Genomic DNA, 21,836 nt, shown 5'->3' on the forward strand with positions numbered 1-21,836 from the left:
TCCACCCTTCGGCTTAGTAAGACATGAATGTAACCCCTTCTGCTTTTCTACCAACCTAATGCCGTAGCGGCCTGTTTGTAATATTGTTCAGTGCTTCCTAAATAATTCTCATAGAACCTTGCACGCTTAACAAAAAGGTGACAATCAATTTCCTCTGTAAACCCGATTCCACCATGAATTTGAATATTGTCTGACGAAATACGTATGAATGCTTTCGTGGCAAATATTCGTGCACAGGATATGGCTTGAACTCGATCTTCTGCACCGCTTTCCAATGCCCAGTTAGCATAATAAGCTAAAGATCTGGCTGTTTCGAGATCCATTTTCATATCGACGATCCTATGTTTAATCGCTTGGAATCTCCCTATCGGCTGACCAAACTGTTCACGAATCTTCGCATACTCTGCTGCCATTTCCACCACTTTCTCCATACACCCGACTATTACTGCCGAGAGAGCCGCATTGAAAGAGAGTAATCCTTCTTGGATGGCATCCCACCCTTGATGCATCGATCCAAGTACCTGATCCATTGGAATTTCAACATCATTGAAGGCCAATGCTGCCAATTGTCGGGTTTCGTCAATGTTTTTCTGGCTTTCAAGCGTCAAATTCGTTTCATTTCGATCGACGATAAGTAATGTAATCCCTTCATTTCGGTTACCTTTGCCTGTGCGGACTAACACTATATAATGATCAGCCAACTCAGCATCGGGAACCATTGTTTTCACTCCGCTTAATATCAACTGACCGTTTAGGGATTTTGCCTCCAGGTTGATACCAGAAGGACCGTAACTCCCACCTGGTTCTAACCAAGCTAGCGAGAATGTTTTTGTACCAGCCGAAATTTCTGCTAAATACCTACCTTTTTGTTCTTCAGTACCGAATTTCTCTAATAATGGCACAGCTAGTGCATTGGTTTCTAAGTATAAACCCGGGAATAAAGAACGGCCGGTTTCTTCAAGTACAGGTATTAAATCAAGGTGACCTAAGCCCATTCCCCCGTAATCTTCCGATATATTAATGCTTGTACATCCTAATTCGGCAAGCCCCGAAAATAAGGCCCTTAGAGATCCAGTTTCACCCTCTATGTATGCACGGGCCGTTTTTGTTTGCCCGGCACCATCTAAATATTTCCGGACATATCCGCGGAACATTTCTTGTTCTTGATTTAAAGAAAAATCCACCTTCATTCCCCCTTTTCAACTTAACGCCCCATATCTTTTGGTAGACCTAGAATTCTTTCCCCAATAGTGTTCTTTTGAATTTCGCTCGTTCCACCTCCAATTGTTTGTCCAAAAGAATAAAGATAATTATCCTGCCAATATGAGTTGGAGGTGATTGCATCTTCTTTCCACAGAATACCCTTATGTCCTTGTAATGAAATGGATTGGGACAACAGCTCTTTAGTAAGTTCACTTACCATCAATTTATCCATCGAACCTTCTGCACCAGGATGACCATTTTTTAATGTCTTAGTTAAATTACGATAATAGTTCAAAAGTGAACCGCGTGAGCGAGTATATAAATCTACCATTGTATGACGAACAAGCGGATTGTCCATCAATGGCTCTTCATCTTCCTTCAATTCTTTAGCTAACCCTACAAGTTCATTAAATTGTTGCTCCAATGTAAAAACTTGTGCTCCGATTCCCGTTCTTTCATGCATAAGCAATGCAATCGTAACTTTCCAGCCTTCATCTACCTCCCCAACTATTTCAGCATCGTATGCAATCGCATCATTCAGATAGACTTCATTAAAATCATGCTGACCATCCATTTGAATGATGGGCCTTGTTTCCACCCCCGGCTGATTCATATCCAATAGGAAAACCGTTATTCCTTTATGCTTTTTATCAAAACGATTCGTCCGAGCCAGTAAAAAGCATCGATCAGCTAAGTGGCCAAAGCTTGTCCAAACCTTCTGACCATTAATGATCCACCGATCTCCGTCCTTTACGGCGCTTGTTTGAATGGCGGATAAATCGGATCCAGCATTCGGTTCGGAATATCCTTGACACCATACTTCCTCCCCTGTGAGAATTTTTTGGATATATTTTGCTTTTTGTTCGTCCGTTCCAATCTGCATTAGAGTGGGTCCCACCATATGGATGCCTACATAATTCACAAGCGCCGGAGCCTTTACTCTAACCATTTCCTGTTGATAAACTATTTCCTCCATCAACGTCGCTTCTCGTCCGCCATATTTTTTTGGCCAGGCAATCGCTGCCCAGCCTCCTTCATATAATTTCCTTTGCCAATTCCTGAGGAAAACGGCATACTCTCTTTCATCTTTTGAAACATTACTGGTTCCTTCATGCCAACCTTCAGGTAAATTTCCTTCAAGCCACGCTCTCAATTCAAGACGGAATTCTTCTTCCTTGGTTGTAAACGAAAAATCCATAGATATCTTCCTCCTTTAATGCTTGCAAATTACACTTCTATGACTGAATCCATTGCGGCAGTGACCGTTCATCCGTAATTTCCTTCCAAACCATCTTAACTGGCATACCCATTTCAATATCTTCTGGTGAACAATGCAGAATATTTCCGATTAACTTGACCTGGGGCAGAGTATCTAATTCGACTATGGCAATTACAAGCGGTAAATCATCCTGGAATCCAGGTAAGAAGGGCCGATAGGAAACGATATATGAATAGACTTTACCGTTAATATCGCTGCCTTGGCTTTCCCAGCTAAGTTCCGAACTGCCACATTTTGCACAGCTCGGACCGGGAGGATGGGAATATTGATGACAGCAATTGCATTTTTGAAGAATCAGTTCATGACGATCTGCGCCATCCCAATATGGACTATTATCCTGTGTTTTTAGCGGAATAGGTTTTTGGTATTCCATTTTGTTCCCTCCTAATTTCTTAAAATCATGGCACCGGCCATATCCGGTCCAGCCCAGCCAGTACAGATTCCGATTTCACAATTTTCCACTTGCCGATCGGTTCCTTTGTATTCGTGACGAATTTGACGTACGATTTCCAATACGTTATTCATTCCATGTGTATATCCTTCCGATAGCATTCCTCCTGCTGTATTCGAAGGTAATTTCCCGCCGATCCGCAAGTTTCCTTCGGCTACAAAGTCACCGACCTCTCCGCGCGGTGCAAATCCATAAGCCTCCAACTGCCGAAGTACAACCCAGCTATAACAGTCATATATGGATGCAACGTCAATATCTTCAGGTTTCACTCCAGCCATTTTATATACTTCAGGCGCGACATAGTCAGCAGCCACTTCGGTTAAATCATTCCAATAATGTGCATGGGACACACACTGCCTAGCAGATAAACCCATGATGTATACCGGTCTGGACTTGCATCCTTCAGCACGTTCTGCTGAAGTGACAATGATTGCATTTGCTTCATCGGATTCCAGGCAGAAATCATGTTTTTTAAATGGATAGCTTAAATAGGGCGTTTTAAGATATTCCTCCATCGTTAATGGTTTACCATAAAAGTATGCTTTAGGATTCCTTTGAGCATGTTCGTAAAAAGCTAAACAGACATGCCCAAGATGTTCCTCTGTCAGCCCGGTTTCATGCATATGTCGCGTCGCAAAAAGTCCGAACCACTGAGCCGGACTGCCAGCACCGTAAGGAATGATGAAGCTTCCGCCTTCTATGGCTGTTTGAAGCATATTTACATCCCATCCGCCTCCGCCCATCCTTACGCCTGAGCGTCCATTCATGGAACGATAAATCAACACCGTATTCAATTGACCTGATTCGATTAATCCAACAGCGTCAGCTATCAGCATTTCGGTACTGCTTCCCCCGCCCAAAATATCCTTAACATATTTGGGACGGACCCCTAAATATGTTGCTAATTGATGAGATGTACAAGAATCGTTTTCCGAATAGCTCATGAACCCATCAATATCTTTCGCTTGAAGCCCAGCATCATTCAATGCAGCTCGAGCAGCGTCCAACGCCAAATGTAACGGGGTTGTACCGGAATTCTTAGAACGCTCACTTTCCCCTACACCGACAATGGCATAGCGATTTTTAATGCTTTCCATAATAAACCCTCCTACTATTTGATAACTTGTAACCTTTATTTAATCCGTAAAACCACTTCACCTGTACCGACAACTTGTTCTGGTTCCTTTTCTGCAATAACGTAGAGCCTTACAAAGCGTTGACCTCTTTCTTCATACAAATTTTTAACGAAAGCAGAACACGTGATCCGATCTCCTGGTACGGTTACAGCACCAAATCTCATTTTAAAATTTGCCGGTACAGCTTGATCACCAGCCAGTTTCATTACATATTCACCGAGAAAGCCCATTACAAGCATTCCATGAGCAATCACACCCTGCATGCCAATCTCTTGTGCGAATGCATCATCGGTATGTAATGGATTAAAATCCCCTGAAGCTCCGGCATATTTAACAAGTTGTACCTTGGTTACAGGTGGCTTGAAGAGAGATTCAAGTCTTTGACCTTCATGTAAACTTTCATAGTTCAACATCCCTGATTCCTCCTGTTTTCAGTTTGCTGGAATTTGATATTGATACTTTAATGCCATTAAATATCATCATGTTTTTTCAGACAGGAGCGTGATCACTCCTAATGGGCCGATAGATGATATTTGTTCGGCTTATGACCACCATTTCACCTGACTCATCTTTCATTTCTGTATCAAGTACCAAGAACTGCATCTTTCCTTTTCTTCCTTCCCGTTCGTATACATTTGATACTTTCATCTGACAATGCAATCTATCACCTGGCCTAATGGGGCGGGAATAAATAAACTCCTGTTCACCATGCAGCATTCTCTTTTGTTCGAGGCCCAAGTCAAGGCTTTCGCCGCTATCCTGACCAATGGCAATCGGGAAGGTTGGCGGTGCTATAATGCCACCATATGAAGTTTTCGCAGCATATTCTTCATCCACATATAAGGGATTAAAATCACCAATTGCCTCAGCAAATTGGCGGATATGCCTCTTTTCGACTTCAAATATAAATTCAGCTCCTGTTAATCCGGTCAAATGATCAAGTTCCATTTGCTCTCTACCCCCTAATAACGGTATTATCATCCACATTATTTTTTACAACAATCATGGCATCAGCGGCCTTGATTCCATTTTCATAGACCAGCAATGGATTAATATCCAATTCGTCAATGGAATGTTTATAATCTGTAACTATAGAGGAAACCTTTAATAACACATCAATGATGGCTTCAATATCAACCGGTGCTTTCCCGCGTGCTCCCATTAAAATGTCCTTGCCCTTGATTTCTTCAATCATTTCAAGTGCATCTTGCCTTGACAGTGGAGCAATTCTAAACGAAATATCTTTGTAGATCTCAACGAATATTCCCCCTAGACCAAACATGATAACCGGTCCAAATACAGGATCATCACTTGCACCAACAATGATTTCCACTCCATCAGGTAACATTTCCTGAACGGAAATGCCGTTTATTGTAGCTTCAGGTTTATAATTTAGTGCATTCCGCTTAATATCTGTAAAAGCTTTCCTGACCTCAAGATCGGTCTTTACATTCAATCGAATGGCATCAGCTTCCGTCTTATGTGGTATATCCGGTGAATCGACCTTTAACACAACCGGATAACCGATACTGTTAGCGATTTGTACTGCATCGTTTTCATTTGCAGCTATAACACGCTTCGTGGTAGCAATCCTGTATCTTTCCAAAACCATACTAGCTTCGGATTCACTTAAAGCAGTACCGGGCTTCAGCATGTCCTGTAAGTTTTGTTTCTCTATTTTCTTTGTACTATTGGAAACTTGATTTTCAAGATTTTTTCGATAAAATTCACTGTATTCAACTAGTTTCGCCAGCCCTCTTATCGGATTAAGGTTCCCAGGGATCACCGGTATGCCATTTTTCACGAGCTCATCGGTACCAAGGGGAAGGGTCATGCCGTCTAATGGAAAAGTGGTAATGAAAACAAATTTATCTGAGCTTGTACAAATTTCAATAAACTCTTGAAGTAAAGGGTGCTCGGCAGTCCAATTAAAGGGAAACTCAGTAAAAATGATGTTATCGACATCCGGATCTTCTACAAGTGCCCTCAATGGTGCAAGAAATAACTCAGGATTGGAAACAGATGCGGCCGCTGTTAAATCCACAGGGTTGGAAGCGCTTGCATATTCGGGTATATTACGTTTGATTTCTGTTATTGTCTTTGAGCTCAGTGGGTTGATGGTAAGTCCGTATGATTCACAGCGATCCGCTTCATTTATTCCCCTCCCGCCTGAACTGGTGATAATAACCGTATTGCGTCCATTTGGAAGCTTCTTTGATAGGAATAGCTTTGAAAAAGATATGATATCTTCATAATCATCGGCCCTTACGATGCCAGCCTGCTTAAAAAAGGCATCATATACTTGATCCGATCCCGCAAGTGAACCTGTATGTGAAGCAGCAGCTCTGCTTCCAGCCTTGCTCCTTCCGGTTTTCATGACAATTATGGGTTTATTTCTATCCAATGCCTCTTTTGCCAGGCTTCGTAATTTTTCCGGTTTTTTTGCACCTTCCAAGTAGCCGCTTATCACACTTGTTTTTGAATCATGGATCATATATTCAATGACATCCGAGAATTCAGTTTCCATTTCATTTCCTACACTCACGAAATAATTGAAACTCAATCCATTCTGAGCTGCTGCCATATAAGTCAAAACACCAAACGCACCGCTTTGGGAGACATATCCTACCCCTCTTTGGTCATTTATTGGCACTGATTGAATGGCAGGGGAAAAAGTGCCAATCAAGCCATTCGACAAATTCACTAATCCAACACAGTTGGGACCCACTATCCGTATTCCATTCTTTCTTGCAATATCTGTTAACAATTCCTGTTGCTTGATGCCTTCTTTTCCTGTTTCAGAAAAACCAGCAGCAAAAATGATGGCTGCTTTCACTTTCTTTCGTGCACATTCCTCTAATCCTTGCTGCACCTGATTCGCCCCAAGGCAAAAAATGGCTAAATCAATTTCATTCGGAACATCGGACAAAGATTCATAGCACTTAATCCCTTCAATCTCTTTTGCTTTACGATTGATTGGGTAAATCTCCCCATTAAATTGACCATCCAAAAGGGCTTTGACCTGTAAATTCCCGATTTTGTATTCACTCTTGGAGGCACCTAGGATTGCGATGGATCTTGGATTGAATAACGGCTCAAGCGTTTCATGAGAATTGTTTGAATGTTTATTTTCTATCATGAATCTTCCCCCCTACTAAAAAAAGATATCTTTGAACTAATCTTACATGGAGGGGGTTAATATTCTAGAAATTGATAGTTTGTTAAATTCATTTAAAACATTAGGAAGTTAATTATTTTTAAAAGACGAAAATTCTCATATACAGCAGGGTTAAAAGAATAGAATGAAAAATATGTGTTCTGGATGACCCCGACTTCTTACATTCATAGCCCCGACATTGGAACAAGATAAACGCCAATGCTTTTTATGTATATAGCAACACAAACAACCCTCCTCCTGATAAAGGAATAGGGTTAATTTGTTCATGATCAATTAATATGTTCCTGTTTTTCCAGCCATTTCTTCATTTTCGTTTGAATTTTGGAGGATGGAATTTTCATCCCCCTCTCAATGTTACTGACATATGGGGCTGATATCTCCAGTTCTTCTGCTAATTGATATAAAGAGAGGTTGAGTTTTTTTCTTGTAATTCTTATTTGCTCACCAATATGATCGCTGCTCTTCAGGTTAGCCTGGTCTTGCTTTGCAAGACGATTGCCAGTGTGTGATTTTTGTTTCTTTTCTATGGAGCGATATTGCTCTTTTATGATATCAGGCGGTTCTATTAATATCATCGAATTCAGCCAAATACTGGCCCATCCTTTATAATCGGCTATGGATTCATCCCACTTTTCATAATGCCATGATGCAATTACGCCATCATCCAGTAGAACATCCAAAGCTTTCTCGAAACGTTCCCTAGTTCGGGATGGTGTTCGGTCATTTAATTTTTCACCGATCGATTCCAATAGGGTACTGGTTTTATTCGGCTGTAAAAAGTCACCTTTTCTTGCTTGGGTCCTCCAACGCCAGCTTAGATATCTTGTAAGCCGTTTTTCCCGAAGTTGCCTATATGGATTATATTGAAGTGCTTTTATTGAAAGTAGGGCAACTTGCCGTGCAGAACCATTGAGATATTTGGCGAAAACCTTATCGATCGTGAACGTTATCTTTTTCCTGTCTGCTTCTTCTGATATATCATATTCAACGCCATTACGATCTTTAAAGATAAACGTCCTCCCTTGTAGTTTTGTCTGAACAGGCTTACCTTTTTCATAGATGGTAGCTTTGTTAATGTTAATCCATATGCTTTGTATATTTGTAAGCGATTTCAAAATTTGAGCACGCTGTTTGGCCTCGTAACCACCTCGACGCCCAAACCCACCAAGTTTTGGCTTTAATCCTCGAATTGAAAGGAGGTCATTTAAATAAATTTCCACTGTTTCCTCATTATGAGCAGCCTTTGACAGGAAAAGGCTGCAAAGAGCATCAAAAACATCTACATCCACATCAGATAAAGAGTGGACTCGGTTCCAGGCTTCTTTCACATTCGTCTGTCCATAGGTTATATGATCGTTACCAAAAGGGATTATTTGTATGAAGCCTTCTGTATTACCCTTTAATATTGGGGTTGCAGGCCAAGGAATGTTTCCAATGATTTCGAAATTTTTTTTATAAATTGCATCTCTAACTGACTGATATGGAGCACTATTCATAACAAGCAAATGATCTTGGACGGTAAAGTTGAAAGTAAAATCCCTCATTGTGGATATTAATAAATCTGATGTCTGAAAATCCCTCTTAAAACATAGCAGGTTTTCTATCTTTTCGATCGTATTGTTTTCGATATTAAATTCACTCATGATTTTATCGATCCACTCTTTAATATATTCATTAACGATATCTGTTACTCTCGATAAAAATCCAGTGTTTTCAGTAAAATGTTTTGTGAGATGCTCGTAAAATAACTTATTTAATGCTTGATCATCAAGTCTTTCCATTTCATTAAAGCCTATTGATAAGGCTATTTCTTCAAGGACCCATTCTTTTACTAGCAGTCTAAACCAGCTGTAAAATTCCTCCCAAACCGATCTCTCTGCCAAAAAAGTTTCATTTTTTAATTTTTTTTCCATTTGGTAAATTGAATCTTCCATTAAATGTTTTTCTTTTAAAACAGCATGATTTTTTGTAGAAACCCTTTCATATTCACTTAATAGATAGAATACGACATGTTGGGCAATATGTGACAATGTTTCGTTTCTCGCCGTTAACCTCAGTTTGGCAAATAGCTCTTCATTCTCTTTATATGCTTGTTCCCAAATAACAAAACTTTTATTGTTCAATCCATCTTTAAAGGTTAGAAACCCCTTCGAATTTTTTAATTTGTGTGTTTTGAATTTATTATTGAAATCATGATATTGATTGTTTTGCTCATATATGCAAAGAACCAAAAAATTATTAATTTTGCTTGACCAGCGTTTCGATAAATACTTAAGGCTCTCATTCTTTTGGTTCGATTCCATTTTTCCACTCTGTCTATCATTGCTATTCAACATGAATACCTCCTAGTTCAAACTGCGTCTAAATACAAAGTACTCAGTGTGTTTAGATGAAAAAAAGTCGTGATATTCTAACTGCAACTAAAATATTTTTAGTTTTTTTTATATATTCCATATAAAAATGAAAAATCCTTCCATACATTATAGGTGTAACGGCCCCATTTCCTGAATAAATGTATCTAGTAAATTATATTCAATATCTCCTGAATCACCCTTGGCGAAAGATTCTGATTGGCAGCGCTATCACTTCCATTCCTGGAATAAAAATCTCAACAATTGCAGAATTTACAAGGAATCATCCATTGTCACTAATACCCCTTAAGGTATAATATTATGTTCATAAAAAATCAATAATAGGAATTTTAACCCAGGACCTTTACCCTTTTCTCAATCGTATAAATATTCAAAAAAATGTCGAGTTGAGTCATCACTCCTTTTACCCTTATACTAGGGAAGAAAAATCGAAGGAGGAATTACATATGAAGAAGGAAATTTCAATTATTGGTGTGCCGATGGATCTTGGTCAAACTAGAAGAGGAGTAGATATGGGGCCTAGTGCCATTAGATATGCAGGGTTGAGTGAAAGACTTGAAAACATTGGCTATACTGTCCGTGATGAAGGTGATATTAAAGTAGAAATACAGGAAAGAGCACAAAGTGATAGTGACACAAATTTAAAGAATCTGCAGGACGTAGCAGAAGGTAATGAAAAATTGAGTCAAAAAGTGGATGAAGTCATCCAAGCAAATCGTTTTCCTTTAGTTTTAGGTGGAGATCACAGCATTGCTATCGGGACATTAGCCGGTTTAGCGAAGCATTCTGAAAACTTAGGGGTAATATGGTATGATGCACATGGAGATTTAAATACTGCCGAAACATCCCCATCAGGAAACATACATGGTATGTCCCTAGCAGTAAGTTTGGGCCTTGGCCACCCTGCACTGACTAAAATTGGCGGATATTCTCCAAAAGTCAAACCAGAGAACATTGTCATCATTGGTGCCCGTTCTTTAGACCAAGGTGAAAAAGAGTTAATCAGGGAAAAAGGAATTAAAGTCTATACTATGCATGAGATTGATAGAATGGGTATGACAAAAGTGATGGAAGAATCGATTGCCTACCTGAAAGAACGTACGGACCTTGTCCATTTATCACTTGATCTTGATGGTCTTGATCCAGATGATGCACCAGGGGTAGGAACGCCTGTAATGGGAGGTATTAGTTACCGCGAAAGCCATCTTGCCATGGAAATGCTAGCTGAAGCTAATATCATTACATCAGCAGAGTTTGTTGAGATAAACCCAATATTGGACGAGCATAATAAAACGGCTGAAGTTGCTGTCGCATTAATGGGCTCATTGCTTGGGGAAAAATTATTATATGGAGCGGAAGATCATATCACTCCTGATTTATTGGCTCATGTTAAATAATCGGACTCTATGATTTTGATAGAAATATAGAGAGTTCGTTAAAGTGATGCTCCATAGGGAAAAGCCCATACTTCTTTTATGAGCTTCTTCCCATTGGCGGATGATCGACATGAATCAATTTACATCCCTAGTTTCCTGACGCTTGGCTTCTCTTTCTTTATTAAGCGGCGCTTTCGAAATTAATTCTGCATAGGTACCTATGTTCATTGAATCATGCTTCTTTAATGCAGAAGTAATCTCTTTTCGGAGGGAATTCGACATCATCTAAGAATCAAAATCAAAAGCTATTAGACTTGTAAGAACACAAATTCCCTAATAACGTCCCAACATAAATGAAACCGTTTGCACCCATCAGGTAAAGGAGTTTTTCAATGAAAACAGCAGAAAATCAACCAAATGAATTAAAACGGAGCATGAAAGCAAGACATTTATTTATGATTTCAATAGGGGGATGTATTGGTACGGGCTTTTTCATCGGTTCAGGCTATACCATTCATGAAGCTGGAGCCTTCGGTGCCATCCTCTCTTACATAGTCGGCGGCTTCATCATGTATTTAACGATGCTTTGCCTAGGTGAACTATCCGTTGCCATGCCTGTTTCCGGTTCGTTTCAGACATATGCGACTAAGTTCATCGGTCCAGGAACCGGGTTTGCCATCGGATGGCTATACTGGTTAGGTTGGGCCGTTACAGTCGCCTTAGAGTTTCTGGCAGCAGGACAGCTAATGCAAAGATGGTTTCCTGAATCACCCGTATGGATGTGGTGTGCAATCTTTGCTTTTCTCATCTTTTCACTAAACGCCTTATCAGCAAAGGCATTTGGCGAATCGGAGTTTGTTTTTTCCAGCATAAAAGTATTGGCCATCATTCTTTTCATCATCGTTGGCGGTGCTGCTATGTTTGGTATGATTGATATGAAAGGTGGACAAGAAGCTCCATTTTTCTCAAACTTTTTCGCTGAGGGTCTTTTCCCCAATGGGATATCGGCCCTGCTAATCACAATGATTACAGTGAACTTTTCCTTCCAGGGCACTGAATTAATCGGAATAGCCGCAGGAGAAAGTGAAAACCCGGAAAAGGTCATACCAAAATCCATCAAACAAACCGTTTGGAGAACCCTTTTCTTCTTTGTTCTTTCTGTCACTGTACTTTCTGCGCTGATCCCAAGGGAAAAAGCCGGTATCTCAGAAAGTCCATTCGTTGTTGTACTTGATAGTCTCGGAGTTCCGTATGCAGCTGACATCATGAACTTCATCATTCTTACAGCACTTTTGTCAGTGGCGAACTCCGGTCTTTATGCTGCGACACGTATGCTCTACTCGCTTTCAAGGGAAGGTATGGCAAGTCCGAAGCTCGGTTTGGTGAATAAGAGAGGGATTCCGCTCAATGCCCTGCTCATCACCCTGGCGATTGCCGGTTTGTCATTACTTTCAAGTGTAGTAGCTGCGGACACAATATTTGTCTTTCTTCTCTCCCTTGCAGGGTTAGGTGCACAAATTGGCTGGATTGCCATTTCGGCTAGTCTTCTTGCTTTTAGAAGATCCTATACCCGCCAAGGCGGAAAGATAGAAGATTTGAAATTTAAAGTTCCGCTATACCCATTCATCCCCATACTTGCATTAATAACAAACTGCATCGTAATGATCAGTTTAGCATTTGTTCCTGAGCAGCGAATGGCCCTTTATTGCGGGGGAGCATTCTTCATTGGATGTTATGCGGTTTATCACTTTAGAGTGAAGAAAATCAAGAAAATTGAAACTCCCAAGCAGGAAGTTGAATTAAATGCCGGTAAAAAAATGGTCATTTGATCCAGAATACCGTGGAGTATAGTTAGTGGTGAAAAGCGATCTTTGGCTTTTCAAAGAAGAAATACCCTGGATGTAATCACACCCAGGGTATTTCTTTTATATAATCACCATTTCCTGCATAGCTAGTCAATTGTAAACCGCTGTAAGAACTCTTCCTTTTCCCTTCCAGCTTTTTTAGTTCCACAAACTATACCCTGACTATAATAATGCGCATATAATAGGAAGTTAAATTTCCAGCTCCATCTAGGCAATAAAAACAAATATCAAAACAAAAAAAATCATCTTAATCGATGATTTTATATTGTGCAAATTCTTTTAATTTAGGCAGGATTGGCTCTAAAATTTCCTTGGCTATGTAATCGGTATCCAATCCAATGAAGCGTTCACTTTCCATGTCGACCGATCTCGCATTTTCCGGGTCATCACAAAAAATGAACGATATGATTCCGTTCTCTTCCGTCATATCTACATACTTAAATGTAATGTCATGTTTCGTAAGACAACTTTCAAACGCAATGCACAATTCATCTATATTTGATTGACTAATAGATGTGAATTTCATATTGATCATCCCCTCTGCTAAAGGATAGCAAAATAAAGCATGAATTTCAAAGCGAAATTCATGTCCCATTCTTATATTCATGATTCATCTGACACTTTTGAAAAGGAAAATGACATAAAAACTTGCCTTTGTTTGTAATTTCACCATATGAAGCCTTTTGATGAAGATGTATGGGTAAGGATTTCCCCATTATAAATGAATGTAACCAATCGATTTCATACAATTTTCCACCTTTATCCTGATTTAATTTTTAAGCGATTAATAAGGATTGCCATAGGCATAACCGCATTTTGTATCGCCGGGATATGCAGTTCCTCATGAATATTCCATGGCATGTCTCATATCTTTATACAAACACCTTGTTAGGAGTGGTCCAACATGAAGTCTTTTTATAAAGGAACGCTCATTTTGATTGTTGCAGCGTTTTTTGGTGAATGTATCGAATTTTTAGTGAACATGCTCCTAGCCAGGGAATTACACGAAGAGGGCATGGGGCTTTATATGTCCATATTGCCAATTTTCTTTTTGATATATGTGATCGCCAGCCTTGAATTACATATTTCCATTTCAAAATTCGTCGCGGAAAATAAACAGGCAATGCATTATAATCTTATCGTTCATGCACTTAAAATGGCTGCAGTCGTCGTATTGGTAATGTGTGTAGTCATGCCTTTCATACTTTCCTTCTCATCCATAATGGACAAATACCATCCCTATATTAAATGGCTGCTCATCACAGTGATCCCAATAGTTGCCTTTTCGTCGATTGCAAGAGGCTATTTCATGGGTGTCCAGCAAATGGGGAAGATTGCTTTTTCCAACTTTTTGAAGGATATCATTCAATTCGGCTTGCTTTTCCTTATCTTTAACTTATTTCATTTTAACCAGGAAAAGTCATTATTGATGGCCTTTTTTGTTTTGATTGGCAGTGAGTTCCTCGTTTTTCTATACTTGATCAACCTTTTGATTCTTCAAATGCGAATCATGAGGCGCGGTACAAACTCACGGACAACCGGTAAACATGCCCGGCAAAAGTTATTGGCGGTTTCGCTGCCCACCATGGGGTTAAGGATCTTTCATGCGATAACAAATGCGATCCAACCTTTTTTGATCCACACTGCCCTTCTCTCGGCAGGATTCGGTGCGGTAGTGGCTACAGAGCATTTTGGGATGCTTACTGGAGTAGCGATGACGATCGGCTTCTTCCCAGCCTTTATCGCACATTCCTTAATGATCATGCTCATTCCGAATGTTTCGAATGCTTACAAAAGGCAGGATAAGGAAAAATTGAGGGTTTTATTGCAAAAATCGATGTCTTTCACCGTACTGTATGGAGTTCCGGCTGTGATCTTCATTTATTTCTTTGCGGAACCTTTGACCTCCCTCTTTTTTTCTTCAACATCTGCCGCATACTATTTAAAATTATTATGTCCTTATTTTCTTTTTCATTTTTTTGTCATTCCCATGCAAGCCTATCTCATCGGCCTTGGTTTAGTGAAGGATGCTTTCATTCATACCGTATGGTCCCATATTGTTGCCTTTTTAATGATGTATATCCTAGGCTCCCAGGCTTCTCTTAATATGGGAGGAATCATTTTAGGAATGAATACTGGTGCTGTATTATTAACTTTCATGCACTACTTGACCATTTGCAAAAAAATCGGCATAAGCATCTTACTGACGAAATCAAGATCGATATCGATAAAGTGAGGCAAAAACCAAAGCAAAATCTCTTGCTGTTATTGATATATAAAGATTTAGATTAAAAAAATTGAGCCTTTCCCTGTACATATCACCTTCGTTACTGTATATTTCAACATACTTGGGTAATAATCAAGTAAAATGGTTTAAACTAACCATACAATAGTAATGGAGTGATTTCATGAGTAAAGCTAAGGCTAAGAGCGGAACGGGTAAAGGTACCGGCACAGGAACGGGCAAGAAGGGCTGGAATCGTTGGAAAACAAGTGCCAATAAGAAAAAAAGCGCCAAACCATATGTAAGTAAAGGCGTCAAACATTCCAATGACTCAAAAGCATCCGGTCATGCTGAAGGTGACAAGACAGATAAATAATTGCTTGTCCTAAAGCCCATAATTTTATGTTTGTTCCATATTCTCATACAGGGTGTTAAGTGATCTGTATGAGAGAAATGGGTCTTATATATAACAAACCACGGGCGATATCCATATCACGCCTATTATACATATCATCAAAAAAGACACTCCATTTCCCGGTAGTGTCTTTCACTTTTTTAATATTTTCTTTTTATCTAAATTGGCTTTTGGGTTTGATGGCATTGATTTTTTTCGGAGAAAAATCTGTACGGAAACCATTAGTGGCTTTTTTAACAGAGTCTGTAACTGAATGTATCGCTTCACCAACATCGTGTGCAGAATCCAATAATGGTTCAACCGTTTTCATTTTAGTTTTTACATCGTCTGTGATTTCATTTGCAGTTTGCAATAGTTGTTTCGATTCGCCGGATAGATCATGAATGGCATTTCTCACTTCAGCCAAGGTTTGATTGGCTTCTCCTATCGTGGCCATTCCCTTTTGAAGGGTACTGATTAAAAATACGACCAACCAAATGAAGGCTAAGGCTATCGCAGCCACACTATATTCAATAATCATGATAAAGCTCCCCCTCTAAAATAAATGATAGAAACGATTGCTTCAAATATGTTAGTGTATCCCGGGGTGCCTGTTTTTTATGTTAAATGGTACTACTTGATTTTGATTTGAACCCCCTCAGCTTCAGTTCGAGTCAAAGGAGCTGTCGGAGCGGATAATTCCTTGTGGCGGCCTTCCAAACTGGCTTCTTTCATGGAATTGGTTACATTATGAATCATTTCCCCAACATCTTGAGCGGATTCTAGTAATGGATCGACATTTTCCATCTTCCCTTTTACATCCGCTGTAATTTGATTGGCAGAGTGGATCAATTGTTTAGACTCTTGCGTCAATCCATGTACTGCATTCCTTACCTCTTCCAGTGTCTTATTTGTTTCTTCAAGCGTTCCCATTCCTTTACGCAGTGTCTGGTTGACATTATATATCAAATACACGACGGCTCCGGAGACACTGGCAACACTTAATTTAATAAACATTTTCATATATCCACTCCCTTCATTTAAATTTATGCACTGTCCCTTCCATTCATTCCCTAAAGTCCATCACTTGTCCGTTCAGTTTTAATGAACCTTTTACCTTTATCCTAAAAGAAGTTTAAAGGGTAGTTTAAAGGTTAATAGTAAGGGTGAGACCATATTTAGGAGGAGATTTGTTCATGTCACATGAGTATCATTCATCTGTTATCCAAACTTTAAATGCTTGTATGACCGCGTGTAATCATTGCTACGACGCATGCTTAAAAGAAGATCATGTAAACATGATGGTGGAATGCATTCGCTTGGATCGGGAATGTGCGGATATTTGCTCTTATTTAGGACAGGCGATCGGGAGAGGAACACCGTTTATTTCAGAGTTGGCTGAAGTGTGTGCCAAGATTTGTGAAAGCTGCGGAAACGAATGTAAAAAACACGATCATGAACATTGTCAAAAATGTGCTGAGGCCTGCTTGAGATGTGCAGAAGAATGCAGAAAATTAGTCGCTTGATGTAAGGAATAGCAATTAAGCTATTCCTTTTATTATCCTCCCCCCTTACCTACCTATTATTTTGTTAGACCTATTAAAGGATGATGATATTATTAATATATTCTAGCGAGGTATATGTTAAAATTTATATACCAAGAAATTTTAACAATACGAAAAACATATATTGAAAACCGCCCTTTTTAGGCACACTAGTATTAAAAACAGGAGGATATTATGACACCTCGGAATGTTCCTGCTAAAGATGATGCAGAAGTGAAAGATACCACGGCTTCACCTGATAAGGAAAGCGAAACAGCCAAACTCAATCGGTTACTAGGTGCGGTCATGCGATATTTATCAGATGATGAGCAAGAAGAAATTGATATAGAGTATCTTCTCGAAAACACCGAAGGGCTGCGTGATTGGTGGAGCGAATATAGGGAGCTTGATCGAAAACGGGTCGAAGAAGAAATAAAAAATTCCCTAACGAACCTATCCCTTGAAGAACTTGAAAACATCCGTGAACAAATCCGCACAAAGGAATAATAAAAAATTCCCTGGATCGGGATTTAACCTAATCATGCAGGGAATTTTTCTTTCCTATTATATATAAACACATATTTTTTTGTATTTACGATCATGCGACACCAGAAATCCTTTATTCAACACTCAATGACCTTAGTTCCAGTTGATCGATCATGTAATCCACTAATGCATGTAATGGATTTAAAACTGCCTTTCCTGTCTCAAGCTCATAACTCATAGCTGCTTCGACCATTGACAGTTGAGCCACCGACATCGGTCTTTCTTCGTTATTAAACTTGTAAAGGAAGTTCATGATTTCCTGGTTATATTTCTCTCCCAATCCCTGCATAATCAATTCAAAGGCATTGTCGATAATGATAACTTCAAAATCCACAGCGGCATATTCTTCAGCATGGGCATTTAAACGTTTGATTGTTCCTTCAACAGTTGCTGGGTTCGTGAATAAAATCATTTGCGGTTGCTGCAATTGGCAAATTTGCTCAAAATATGGTTCATCGATTTTAATGATAGGCATGGGTAAGGATAGTTGTTCTTCGTTTAAAAAGGCGATGTAGTTTGTACAGGTTATCAGAATGGCATCCACTTTACATTCGGCAATCCATTCGACTTGTTCTTTTACCCTTTTTTGAGCATCCGAATTGTTAAAAGTTGCATCAGATGACACCCGATGCATCAATCCCGGTTCAACAAAATGAAGCCATTCAATATCAAATTTCGAGAATGCGGCTTCGATGTATTTAATATTTGTATAGTGTGCATGCAAACAGCCTATCTTTTTTTTCATAAATCTCCCGCTTTCATCAGTTAGTATTCTGATTATTCTAACACAAAAAGCGGCGGTACATTGACCGCTCCGGGAAAAACGATCATTTGCCATAGCCCTCTCCTGCCATTATCGGGGGCAAAAGACTGCTTCTTTGAGCCAGAAGGCTCAGTTGGTATGAATCCTACTCTCGAGCATATATTTATCAAGTCGATAGCAAGAGGTATCATCAGAAAAACGGAATAAAAAAATTATCAAAAAGAGAGAATTATACTGTAATAGTAGATAAAAAATATTTATATTGGAGAGTGTTCACCATTCTTTATTTAATTGCGATTATTTTCCCTCCATTAGCCGTATTATTAGCTGGTAAACCCGTTCAGGCAGTGCTAAATTTGGTCCTCACACTATTTTTTTATGTACCTGGTTTAATTCATGCAATCTTAGTGGTGCATGATAAGAAAGCTGATAAACGAATGAAGCAGCAAGCAGCAATTATTTCTAAATCGAAACAAACAACTAAGTGATTTAGACAACCACTAATAACCCGAATGAAGCACAAGGTGCATCTTATTCGGGTTATTACTATCGAAAGATTCGTTTAATTGAATCTGTGCGTCTTCCTAAGCCCTCTATGATAACAAGCGTCACATATTTGAAAACGCGAGTCATCCGGCAGCCTTTTTCCACAGCGCTTGCATTTTTTTTGATAATTCAACATTTCGTCTTTTAACTGATCATGAACGCCATCACTGATTTCTTCACGGATACGCTCCCAATAAACAGCTTCGGTCCGCTTACCCATGCGATATAAAAATAATAGATGAAGACCTATCGCTTTATAAGATAGCTCCAATTCCTCCAGATTCCTTGTTTTGATGACCGGTTCAGGAAGGTCACTGTTCTCGGCAATCGCTTCGACTGTCTCCAGCCACTGTCTGATAAGACTTGGTTCTTTTGCGGAAAATGGAATATGCAGGAAACCATATAAATCCATTAATGAAAAACGCGCTTCGATTTCAGTATCCCGTATTAGTTCGTAAAGCTCCCTTTCTTCCGATAGTGATGCCTTTTTCGTGCCTTTAGGGGGCTCAAACCTCTCCCACATTTCGAAAAATGTCCCTAGGTTCCGGTAATATTTTTGAAAACGTTCAAATACAGCAGAAGTTGGGGCGATTGTAAAGGTTTGAACTGGCTCATCAACTTGTTCCAGCAACTTATTCATAATTTTGATATCTGCTGTAAATGCTACCTTTCCAGTGTCATAAATCCCCTTTCTGCCCGCTCGACCTGCGATTTGTTTGATTTCTTGAGAAGTCAACCTTCTTCTTCGTGTCCCGTCGAATTTTTCATTTTCAAGAAAGACGATACGGCGTATTGGCAAGTTCAATCCCATTCCAATTGCATCGGTGGCAACCACAACTGATGTTTCACCGCGATTGAATAGCTCTATTTGCCGTTTCCTATTTTCAGGAGGCATACTTCCGTATATCATGCTCACATTATGTCCACTCTCTTTTAGCCGGGACGCGGTCTCGAGTACCTGCCTTCTCGAAAAACAAATAAGCGCATCTCCTTTTTTCGTATACTTCAGGCCAAACTCCCTTTGTTCTACCTCAAGCGGTATTTCCCGTCTGTATTCGTGGAGTTCCAAATCAGCTTCATTCAGAAGGTTCAAAAGCATCTTTTTGATATTATTGCTCCCGATAATGTGTACTTCTTTCGCATTAGCTTGCGTGATTGCCCTAAACCATGAAAAGCCTCGATCTTTATCGGCAATCATTTGGGCTTCATCTATGACGATTACTTCGTGGTAATCCTTTTCATGAAACATTTCAACGGTGCTGGATACATGTTTCGCACCCGCCACTGCCTTTTCTTCTTCACCTGTTTTTAATGAGCAAGGTACACCGTCAGCATTTAATTTATCAAACACTTCAAGGGCCAGCAGTCTAAGTGGAGCTAGGTACAAACCGCTTTCCGCTTCTTTCATTTTTTCCAGGGCCTTATGCGTCTTCCCGGTATTTGTCTCTCCTATATGCAAAACATATCGAACTTTTTTCCCTAATGATGGAGTATAGGCCTTACCGATGATGTCATCGATCATCCTTTGCTCTTCTGCTAGCTTCCTGGCTTGCTCTGCCAATACTTCAGCTTTTCTTCTCTCTCTGTTCTCCACGTCTTTTTCGTATATTTCTTCGTGCAATGTTTCATTAAAAGAAATTCCTTCCAGCTTCAGTAAATCAGAAAGGTATTCTTCCTGAAGTTCATCAAAACAGGACTGAGACAAATCGGCCAATTCATCGCTTAGTATACCTTGAAGGGCTTCAACCGTCAGCCTTTCCCCATATGACTCTAAAAAATCATGATGCAGTGCAGCAGATAGATTGTTCAAGTATTTGTCAGGGGCTAATTTCATTATGAAATCCGAAACTAATCTTTCATACCTGAAGAAGTAATTTTCATATTCATAACGGTTCCTTCCCCAACCGACTAACGAGTGAATATCGCCTGTCAGCTCTTCAAAAAAATCAGTGACCATTAAGTATTCGGCAGCTTGAAAGCCACCCTCTTCCACCAATTGTTCTTCAAGCAAGTATGGATCGACATATTGGAATTTAGGCTTATTCTTAAGATCTTTTGTCAATATACCGGCAATATAATACCTGGCATGTAAATATAATAGAAGGGAGTTATTTTCGAAAAATGTATTTGCCTCTTCTTGAAGCCTCGCACGTATTTTCCAACGCTGCTTGGCAAGCCGCTGTTCTTCTTGTCGCCTAAAGAATTTTTCCCTTGCATTTTTATATCTCTTTTCCCAATCTTCTTGATTGTCAGCAAAGGTTTTTTTAATCCATGTTAAGCTATCAAACGGGCGATACTTCTTTAATTCGTTCCGGAACATGCTATTGATCAGTTTATGATCTGAACCTTCCGTTACAAAGCCTCTTTCACTTAAAAATGCCTTTTTTTCCTTTCTGGGCACATCATTTGACGCTTTATTTATCCAAACATTTATCCAAATTTGCTCTATAAAGGTCGTCCTGTCTGATATATATGCTGAATAAGAAGGCATTGTCTCTTGATTCTCTAAATAAAAATCCATATCCTGGATTATTTTTTCCTTTGTATTCTCAATCGCAATAGGATATATACTTTCTAATTTTCCCATAATGATCCCCTTTTGAATTATCCAATATGTACTTTAATACTTCCTTTTATCCTCCCCAAATTATTGTTTAAAATGAGCGTGGGTATATTCGTTTTATCTATTTAAATTCAAGTGCTCTGTTATCATGAGAAGGTTAAGAAATGCCAAATACTATTCTCTCCAAGGTAAATATGCAAAAGCTACCAAATATGCACCTCGGAGTTACTCTTACCAATTCATTTAAAGTATAATTCATGAAGAATAGACTGATCATTGATTTGGAATTTTTGGTTTATGCCCATCCCGGAAACCCGGAAATGGATACATAGGTTTAGTAATTTTGTAATCAGGTAAATTAAAATTTAATGATATTAAAAAAAAGCCGAAAATAAA

The 21,836-nt window shown here is 39.3% G+C and carries 20 protein-coding genes; 7 read left to right on the forward strand and 13 right to left on the reverse strand.

Annotated elements, in window-relative coordinates; genetic code table 11:
* Window positions 1–47: 47 nt before the first annotated feature.
* The 8 genes from LQ188_RS06245 to LQ188_RS06280 form a co-directional block, all read right to left on the reverse strand.
* Window positions 48–1,184 (reverse strand): acyl-CoA dehydrogenase family protein, encoded by a 1,137-nt coding sequence (locus LQ188_RS06245; protein ID WP_063593505.1) that lies wholly within the window; start codon window positions 1,182–1,184, stop codon window positions 48–50.
* A gap of 20 nt (window positions 1,185–1,204) precedes the next feature.
* Entirely contained in the window at window positions 1,205–2,401 is a 1,197-nt protein-coding gene (locus LQ188_RS06250) for an acyl-CoA dehydrogenase family protein (RefSeq protein WP_230176322.1), read from the reverse strand.
* Window positions 2,402–2,438: 37 nt separating this feature from the next.
* A complete protein-coding gene (locus tag LQ188_RS06255) occupies window positions 2,439–2,855 on the reverse strand; it encodes an OB-fold domain-containing protein (protein WP_063593503.1) in 417 nt (138 codons plus the stop codon).
* 11 nt (window positions 2,856–2,866) lie between these two features.
* Window positions 2,867–4,030: a thiolase gene (locus LQ188_RS06260; RefSeq protein ID WP_230176323.1), complete on the reverse strand. Its 1,164-nt coding sequence runs from the start codon at window positions 4,028–4,030 to the stop codon at window positions 2,867–2,869.
* 35 nt (window positions 4,031–4,065) lie between these two features.
* Window positions 4,066–4,482, reverse strand: coding sequence for a MaoC/PaaZ C-terminal domain-containing protein (locus LQ188_RS06265; protein WP_230176324.1), 417 nt, complete (start codon window positions 4,480–4,482; stop codon window positions 4,066–4,068).
* Window positions 4,483–4,558: 76 nt separating this feature from the next.
* Window positions 4,559–5,017 carry a MaoC family dehydratase N-terminal domain-containing protein gene (locus LQ188_RS06270; RefSeq protein WP_063593500.1) on the reverse strand — a complete coding sequence of 153 codons (459 nt, stop codon included), beginning with the start codon at window positions 5,015–5,017 and terminating at the stop codon, window positions 4,559–4,561.
* Between the two features lie 7 nt (window positions 5,018–5,024).
* Complete coding sequence (locus tag LQ188_RS06275) at window positions 5,025–7,208, reverse strand: acetate--CoA ligase family protein (RefSeq protein WP_230176325.1); 2,184 nt, start codon at window positions 7,206–7,208, stop codon at window positions 5,025–5,027.
* Between the two features lie 308 nt (window positions 7,209–7,516).
* On the reverse strand, window positions 7,517–9,583 hold the full coding sequence (locus tag LQ188_RS06280; RefSeq protein WP_230176326.1) for a helix-turn-helix domain-containing protein: 2,067 nt from the start codon (window positions 9,581–9,583) through the stop codon (window positions 7,517–7,519).
* A 482-nt stretch (window positions 9,584–10,065) separates the two neighbouring features.
* Between LQ188_RS06280 and rocF the strand changes: the two genes are divergently transcribed.
* Both rocF and LQ188_RS06290 read left to right on the forward strand, forming a co-directional pair.
* Window positions 10,066–11,016 carry an arginase gene (gene rocF / locus LQ188_RS06285; RefSeq protein ID WP_101222081.1) on the forward strand — a complete coding sequence of 317 codons (951 nt, stop codon included), beginning with the start codon at window positions 10,066–10,068 and terminating at the stop codon, window positions 11,014–11,016.
* A gap of 371 nt (window positions 11,017–11,387) precedes the next feature.
* The gene (locus LQ188_RS06290) at window positions 11,388–12,824 is read left to right on the forward strand and encodes an amino acid permease (protein ID WP_096339573.1); all 1,437 of its coding nucleotides are present in this window, start codon (window positions 11,388–11,390) and stop codon (window positions 12,822–12,824) included.
* Window positions 12,825–13,107: 283 nt separating this feature from the next.
* Here the strand turns inward: LQ188_RS06290 and LQ188_RS06295 are convergent, their stop codons facing one another.
* A complete protein-coding gene (locus LQ188_RS06295) occupies window positions 13,108–13,386 on the reverse strand; it encodes a hypothetical protein (protein ID WP_157830982.1) in 279 nt (92 codons plus the stop codon).
* 378 nt (window positions 13,387–13,764) lie between these two features.
* On the opposite strand from LQ188_RS06295, the gene LQ188_RS06300 reads away from it, so the two are divergent.
* Window positions 13,765–15,096 carry an oligosaccharide flippase family protein gene (locus LQ188_RS06300; RefSeq protein WP_101222079.1) on the forward strand — a complete coding sequence of 444 codons (1,332 nt, stop codon included), beginning with the start codon at window positions 13,765–13,767 and terminating at the stop codon, window positions 15,094–15,096.
* Window positions 15,097–15,268: 172 nt separating this feature from the next.
* Window positions 15,269–15,460, forward strand: coding sequence for a DUF3934 family protein (locus tag LQ188_RS06305; protein WP_101222078.1), 192 nt, complete (start codon window positions 15,269–15,271; stop codon window positions 15,458–15,460).
* Window positions 15,461–15,653: 193 nt separating this feature from the next.
* Here the strand turns inward: LQ188_RS06305 and LQ188_RS06310 are convergent, their stop codons facing one another.
* Together LQ188_RS06310 and LQ188_RS06315 are read right to left on the reverse strand one after the other, a co-directional pair.
* A complete protein-coding gene (locus LQ188_RS06310) occupies window positions 15,654–16,019 on the reverse strand; it encodes a DUF948 domain-containing protein (protein ID WP_230176327.1) in 366 nt (121 codons plus the stop codon).
* 92 nt (window positions 16,020–16,111) lie between these two features.
* Window positions 16,112–16,501 carry a DUF948 domain-containing protein gene (locus LQ188_RS06315; protein WP_101222076.1) on the reverse strand — a complete coding sequence of 130 codons (390 nt, stop codon included), beginning with the start codon at window positions 16,499–16,501 and terminating at the stop codon, window positions 16,112–16,114.
* A 173-nt stretch (window positions 16,502–16,674) separates the two neighbouring features.
* On the opposite strand from LQ188_RS06315, the gene LQ188_RS06320 reads away from it, so the two are divergent.
* Together LQ188_RS06320 and LQ188_RS06325 are read left to right on the forward strand one after the other, a co-directional pair.
* A complete protein-coding gene (locus LQ188_RS06320) occupies window positions 16,675–17,004 on the forward strand; it encodes a four-helix bundle copper-binding protein (protein ID WP_230176328.1) in 330 nt (109 codons plus the stop codon).
* 213 nt (window positions 17,005–17,217) lie between these two features.
* On the forward strand, window positions 17,218–17,529 hold the full coding sequence (locus LQ188_RS06325; protein WP_101222074.1) for a hypothetical protein: 312 nt from the start codon (window positions 17,218–17,220) through the stop codon (window positions 17,527–17,529).
* Between the two features lie 112 nt (window positions 17,530–17,641).
* Here the strand turns inward: LQ188_RS06325 and LQ188_RS06330 are convergent, their stop codons facing one another.
* Window positions 17,642–18,313 carry a hypothetical protein gene (locus LQ188_RS06330; RefSeq protein ID WP_101222259.1) on the reverse strand — a complete coding sequence of 224 codons (672 nt, stop codon included), beginning with the start codon at window positions 18,311–18,313 and terminating at the stop codon, window positions 17,642–17,644.
* Window positions 18,314–18,609: 296 nt separating this feature from the next.
* On the opposite strand from LQ188_RS06330, the gene LQ188_RS06335 reads away from it, so the two are divergent.
* The gene (locus LQ188_RS06335; RefSeq protein ID WP_101222258.1) at window positions 18,610–18,819 is read left to right on the forward strand and encodes a YqaE/Pmp3 family membrane protein; all 210 of its coding nucleotides are present in this window, start codon (window positions 18,610–18,612) and stop codon (window positions 18,817–18,819) included.
* A 74-nt stretch (window positions 18,820–18,893) separates the two neighbouring features.
* Here LQ188_RS06335 and LQ188_RS06340 read toward each other — a convergent pair whose 3' ends face one another.
* On the reverse strand, window positions 18,894–21,464 hold the full coding sequence (locus LQ188_RS06340) for a helicase-related protein (protein ID WP_230176329.1): 2,571 nt from the start codon (window positions 21,462–21,464) through the stop codon (window positions 18,894–18,896).
* Window positions 21,465–21,836: the final 372 nt, after the last annotated feature.

This window comes from Peribacillus sp. Bi134 (assembly GCF_918698065.1).
Classification (GTDB): Bacteria; Bacillota; Bacilli; order Bacillales; family DSM-1321; genus Peribacillus.

Coding starts and splice junctions, on each gene's coding strand:
- LQ188_RS06250 (WP_230176322.1), bottom strand. CDS start 2,401: ATGGATTTTTCGTTTACAACCAAGGAAGAAGAATTCCGTCTTGAATTG.
- LQ188_RS06255 (WP_063593503.1), bottom strand. CDS start 2,855: ATGGAATACCAAAAACCTATTCCGCTAAAAACACAGGATAATAGTCCA.
- LQ188_RS06260 (WP_230176323.1), bottom strand. CDS start 4,030: ATGGAAAGCATTAAAAATCGCTATGCCATTGTCGGTGTAGGGGAAAGT.
- LQ188_RS06265 (WP_230176324.1), bottom strand. CDS start 4,482: ATGTTGAACTATGAAAGTTTACATGAAGGTCAAAGACTTGAATCTCTC.
- LQ188_RS06270 (WP_063593500.1), bottom strand. CDS start 5,017: ATGGAACTTGATCATTTGACCGGATTAACAGGAGCTGAATTTATATTT.
- LQ188_RS06275 (WP_230176325.1), bottom strand. CDS start 7,208: ATGATAGAAAATAAACATTCAAACAATTCTCATGAAACGCTTGAGCCG.
- LQ188_RS06280 (WP_230176326.1), bottom strand. CDS start 9,583: ATGTTGAATAGCAATGATAGACAGAGTGGAAAAATGGAATCGAACCAA.
- rocF (WP_101222081.1), top strand. CDS start 10,066: ATGAAGAAGGAAATTTCAATTATTGGTGTGCCGATGGATCTTGGTCAA.
- LQ188_RS06290 (WP_096339573.1), top strand. CDS start 11,388: ATGAAAACAGCAGAAAATCAACCAAATGAATTAAAACGGAGCATGAAA.
- LQ188_RS06295 (WP_157830982.1), bottom strand. CDS start 13,386: ATGAAATTCACATCTATTAGTCAATCAAATATAGATGAATTGTGCATT.
- LQ188_RS06300 (WP_101222079.1), top strand. CDS start 13,765: ATGAAGTCTTTTTATAAAGGAACGCTCATTTTGATTGTTGCAGCGTTT.
- LQ188_RS06305 (WP_101222078.1), top strand. CDS start 15,269: ATGAGTAAAGCTAAGGCTAAGAGCGGAACGGGTAAAGGTACCGGCACA.
- LQ188_RS06310 (WP_230176327.1), bottom strand. CDS start 16,019: ATGATTATTGAATATAGTGTGGCTGCGATAGCCTTAGCCTTCATTTGG.
- LQ188_RS06315 (WP_101222076.1), bottom strand. CDS start 16,501: ATGAAAATGTTTATTAAATTAAGTGTTGCCAGTGTCTCCGGAGCCGTC.
- LQ188_RS06320 (WP_230176328.1), top strand. CDS start 16,675: ATGTCACATGAGTATCATTCATCTGTTATCCAAACTTTAAATGCTTGT.
- LQ188_RS06325 (WP_101222074.1), top strand. CDS start 17,218: ATGACACCTCGGAATGTTCCTGCTAAAGATGATGCAGAAGTGAAAGAT.
- LQ188_RS06330 (WP_101222259.1), bottom strand. CDS start 18,313: ATGAAAAAAAAGATAGGCTGTTTGCATGCACACTATACAAATATTAAA.
- LQ188_RS06340 (WP_230176329.1), bottom strand. CDS start 21,464: ATGGGAAAATTAGAAAGTATATATCCTATTGCGATTGAGAATACAAAG.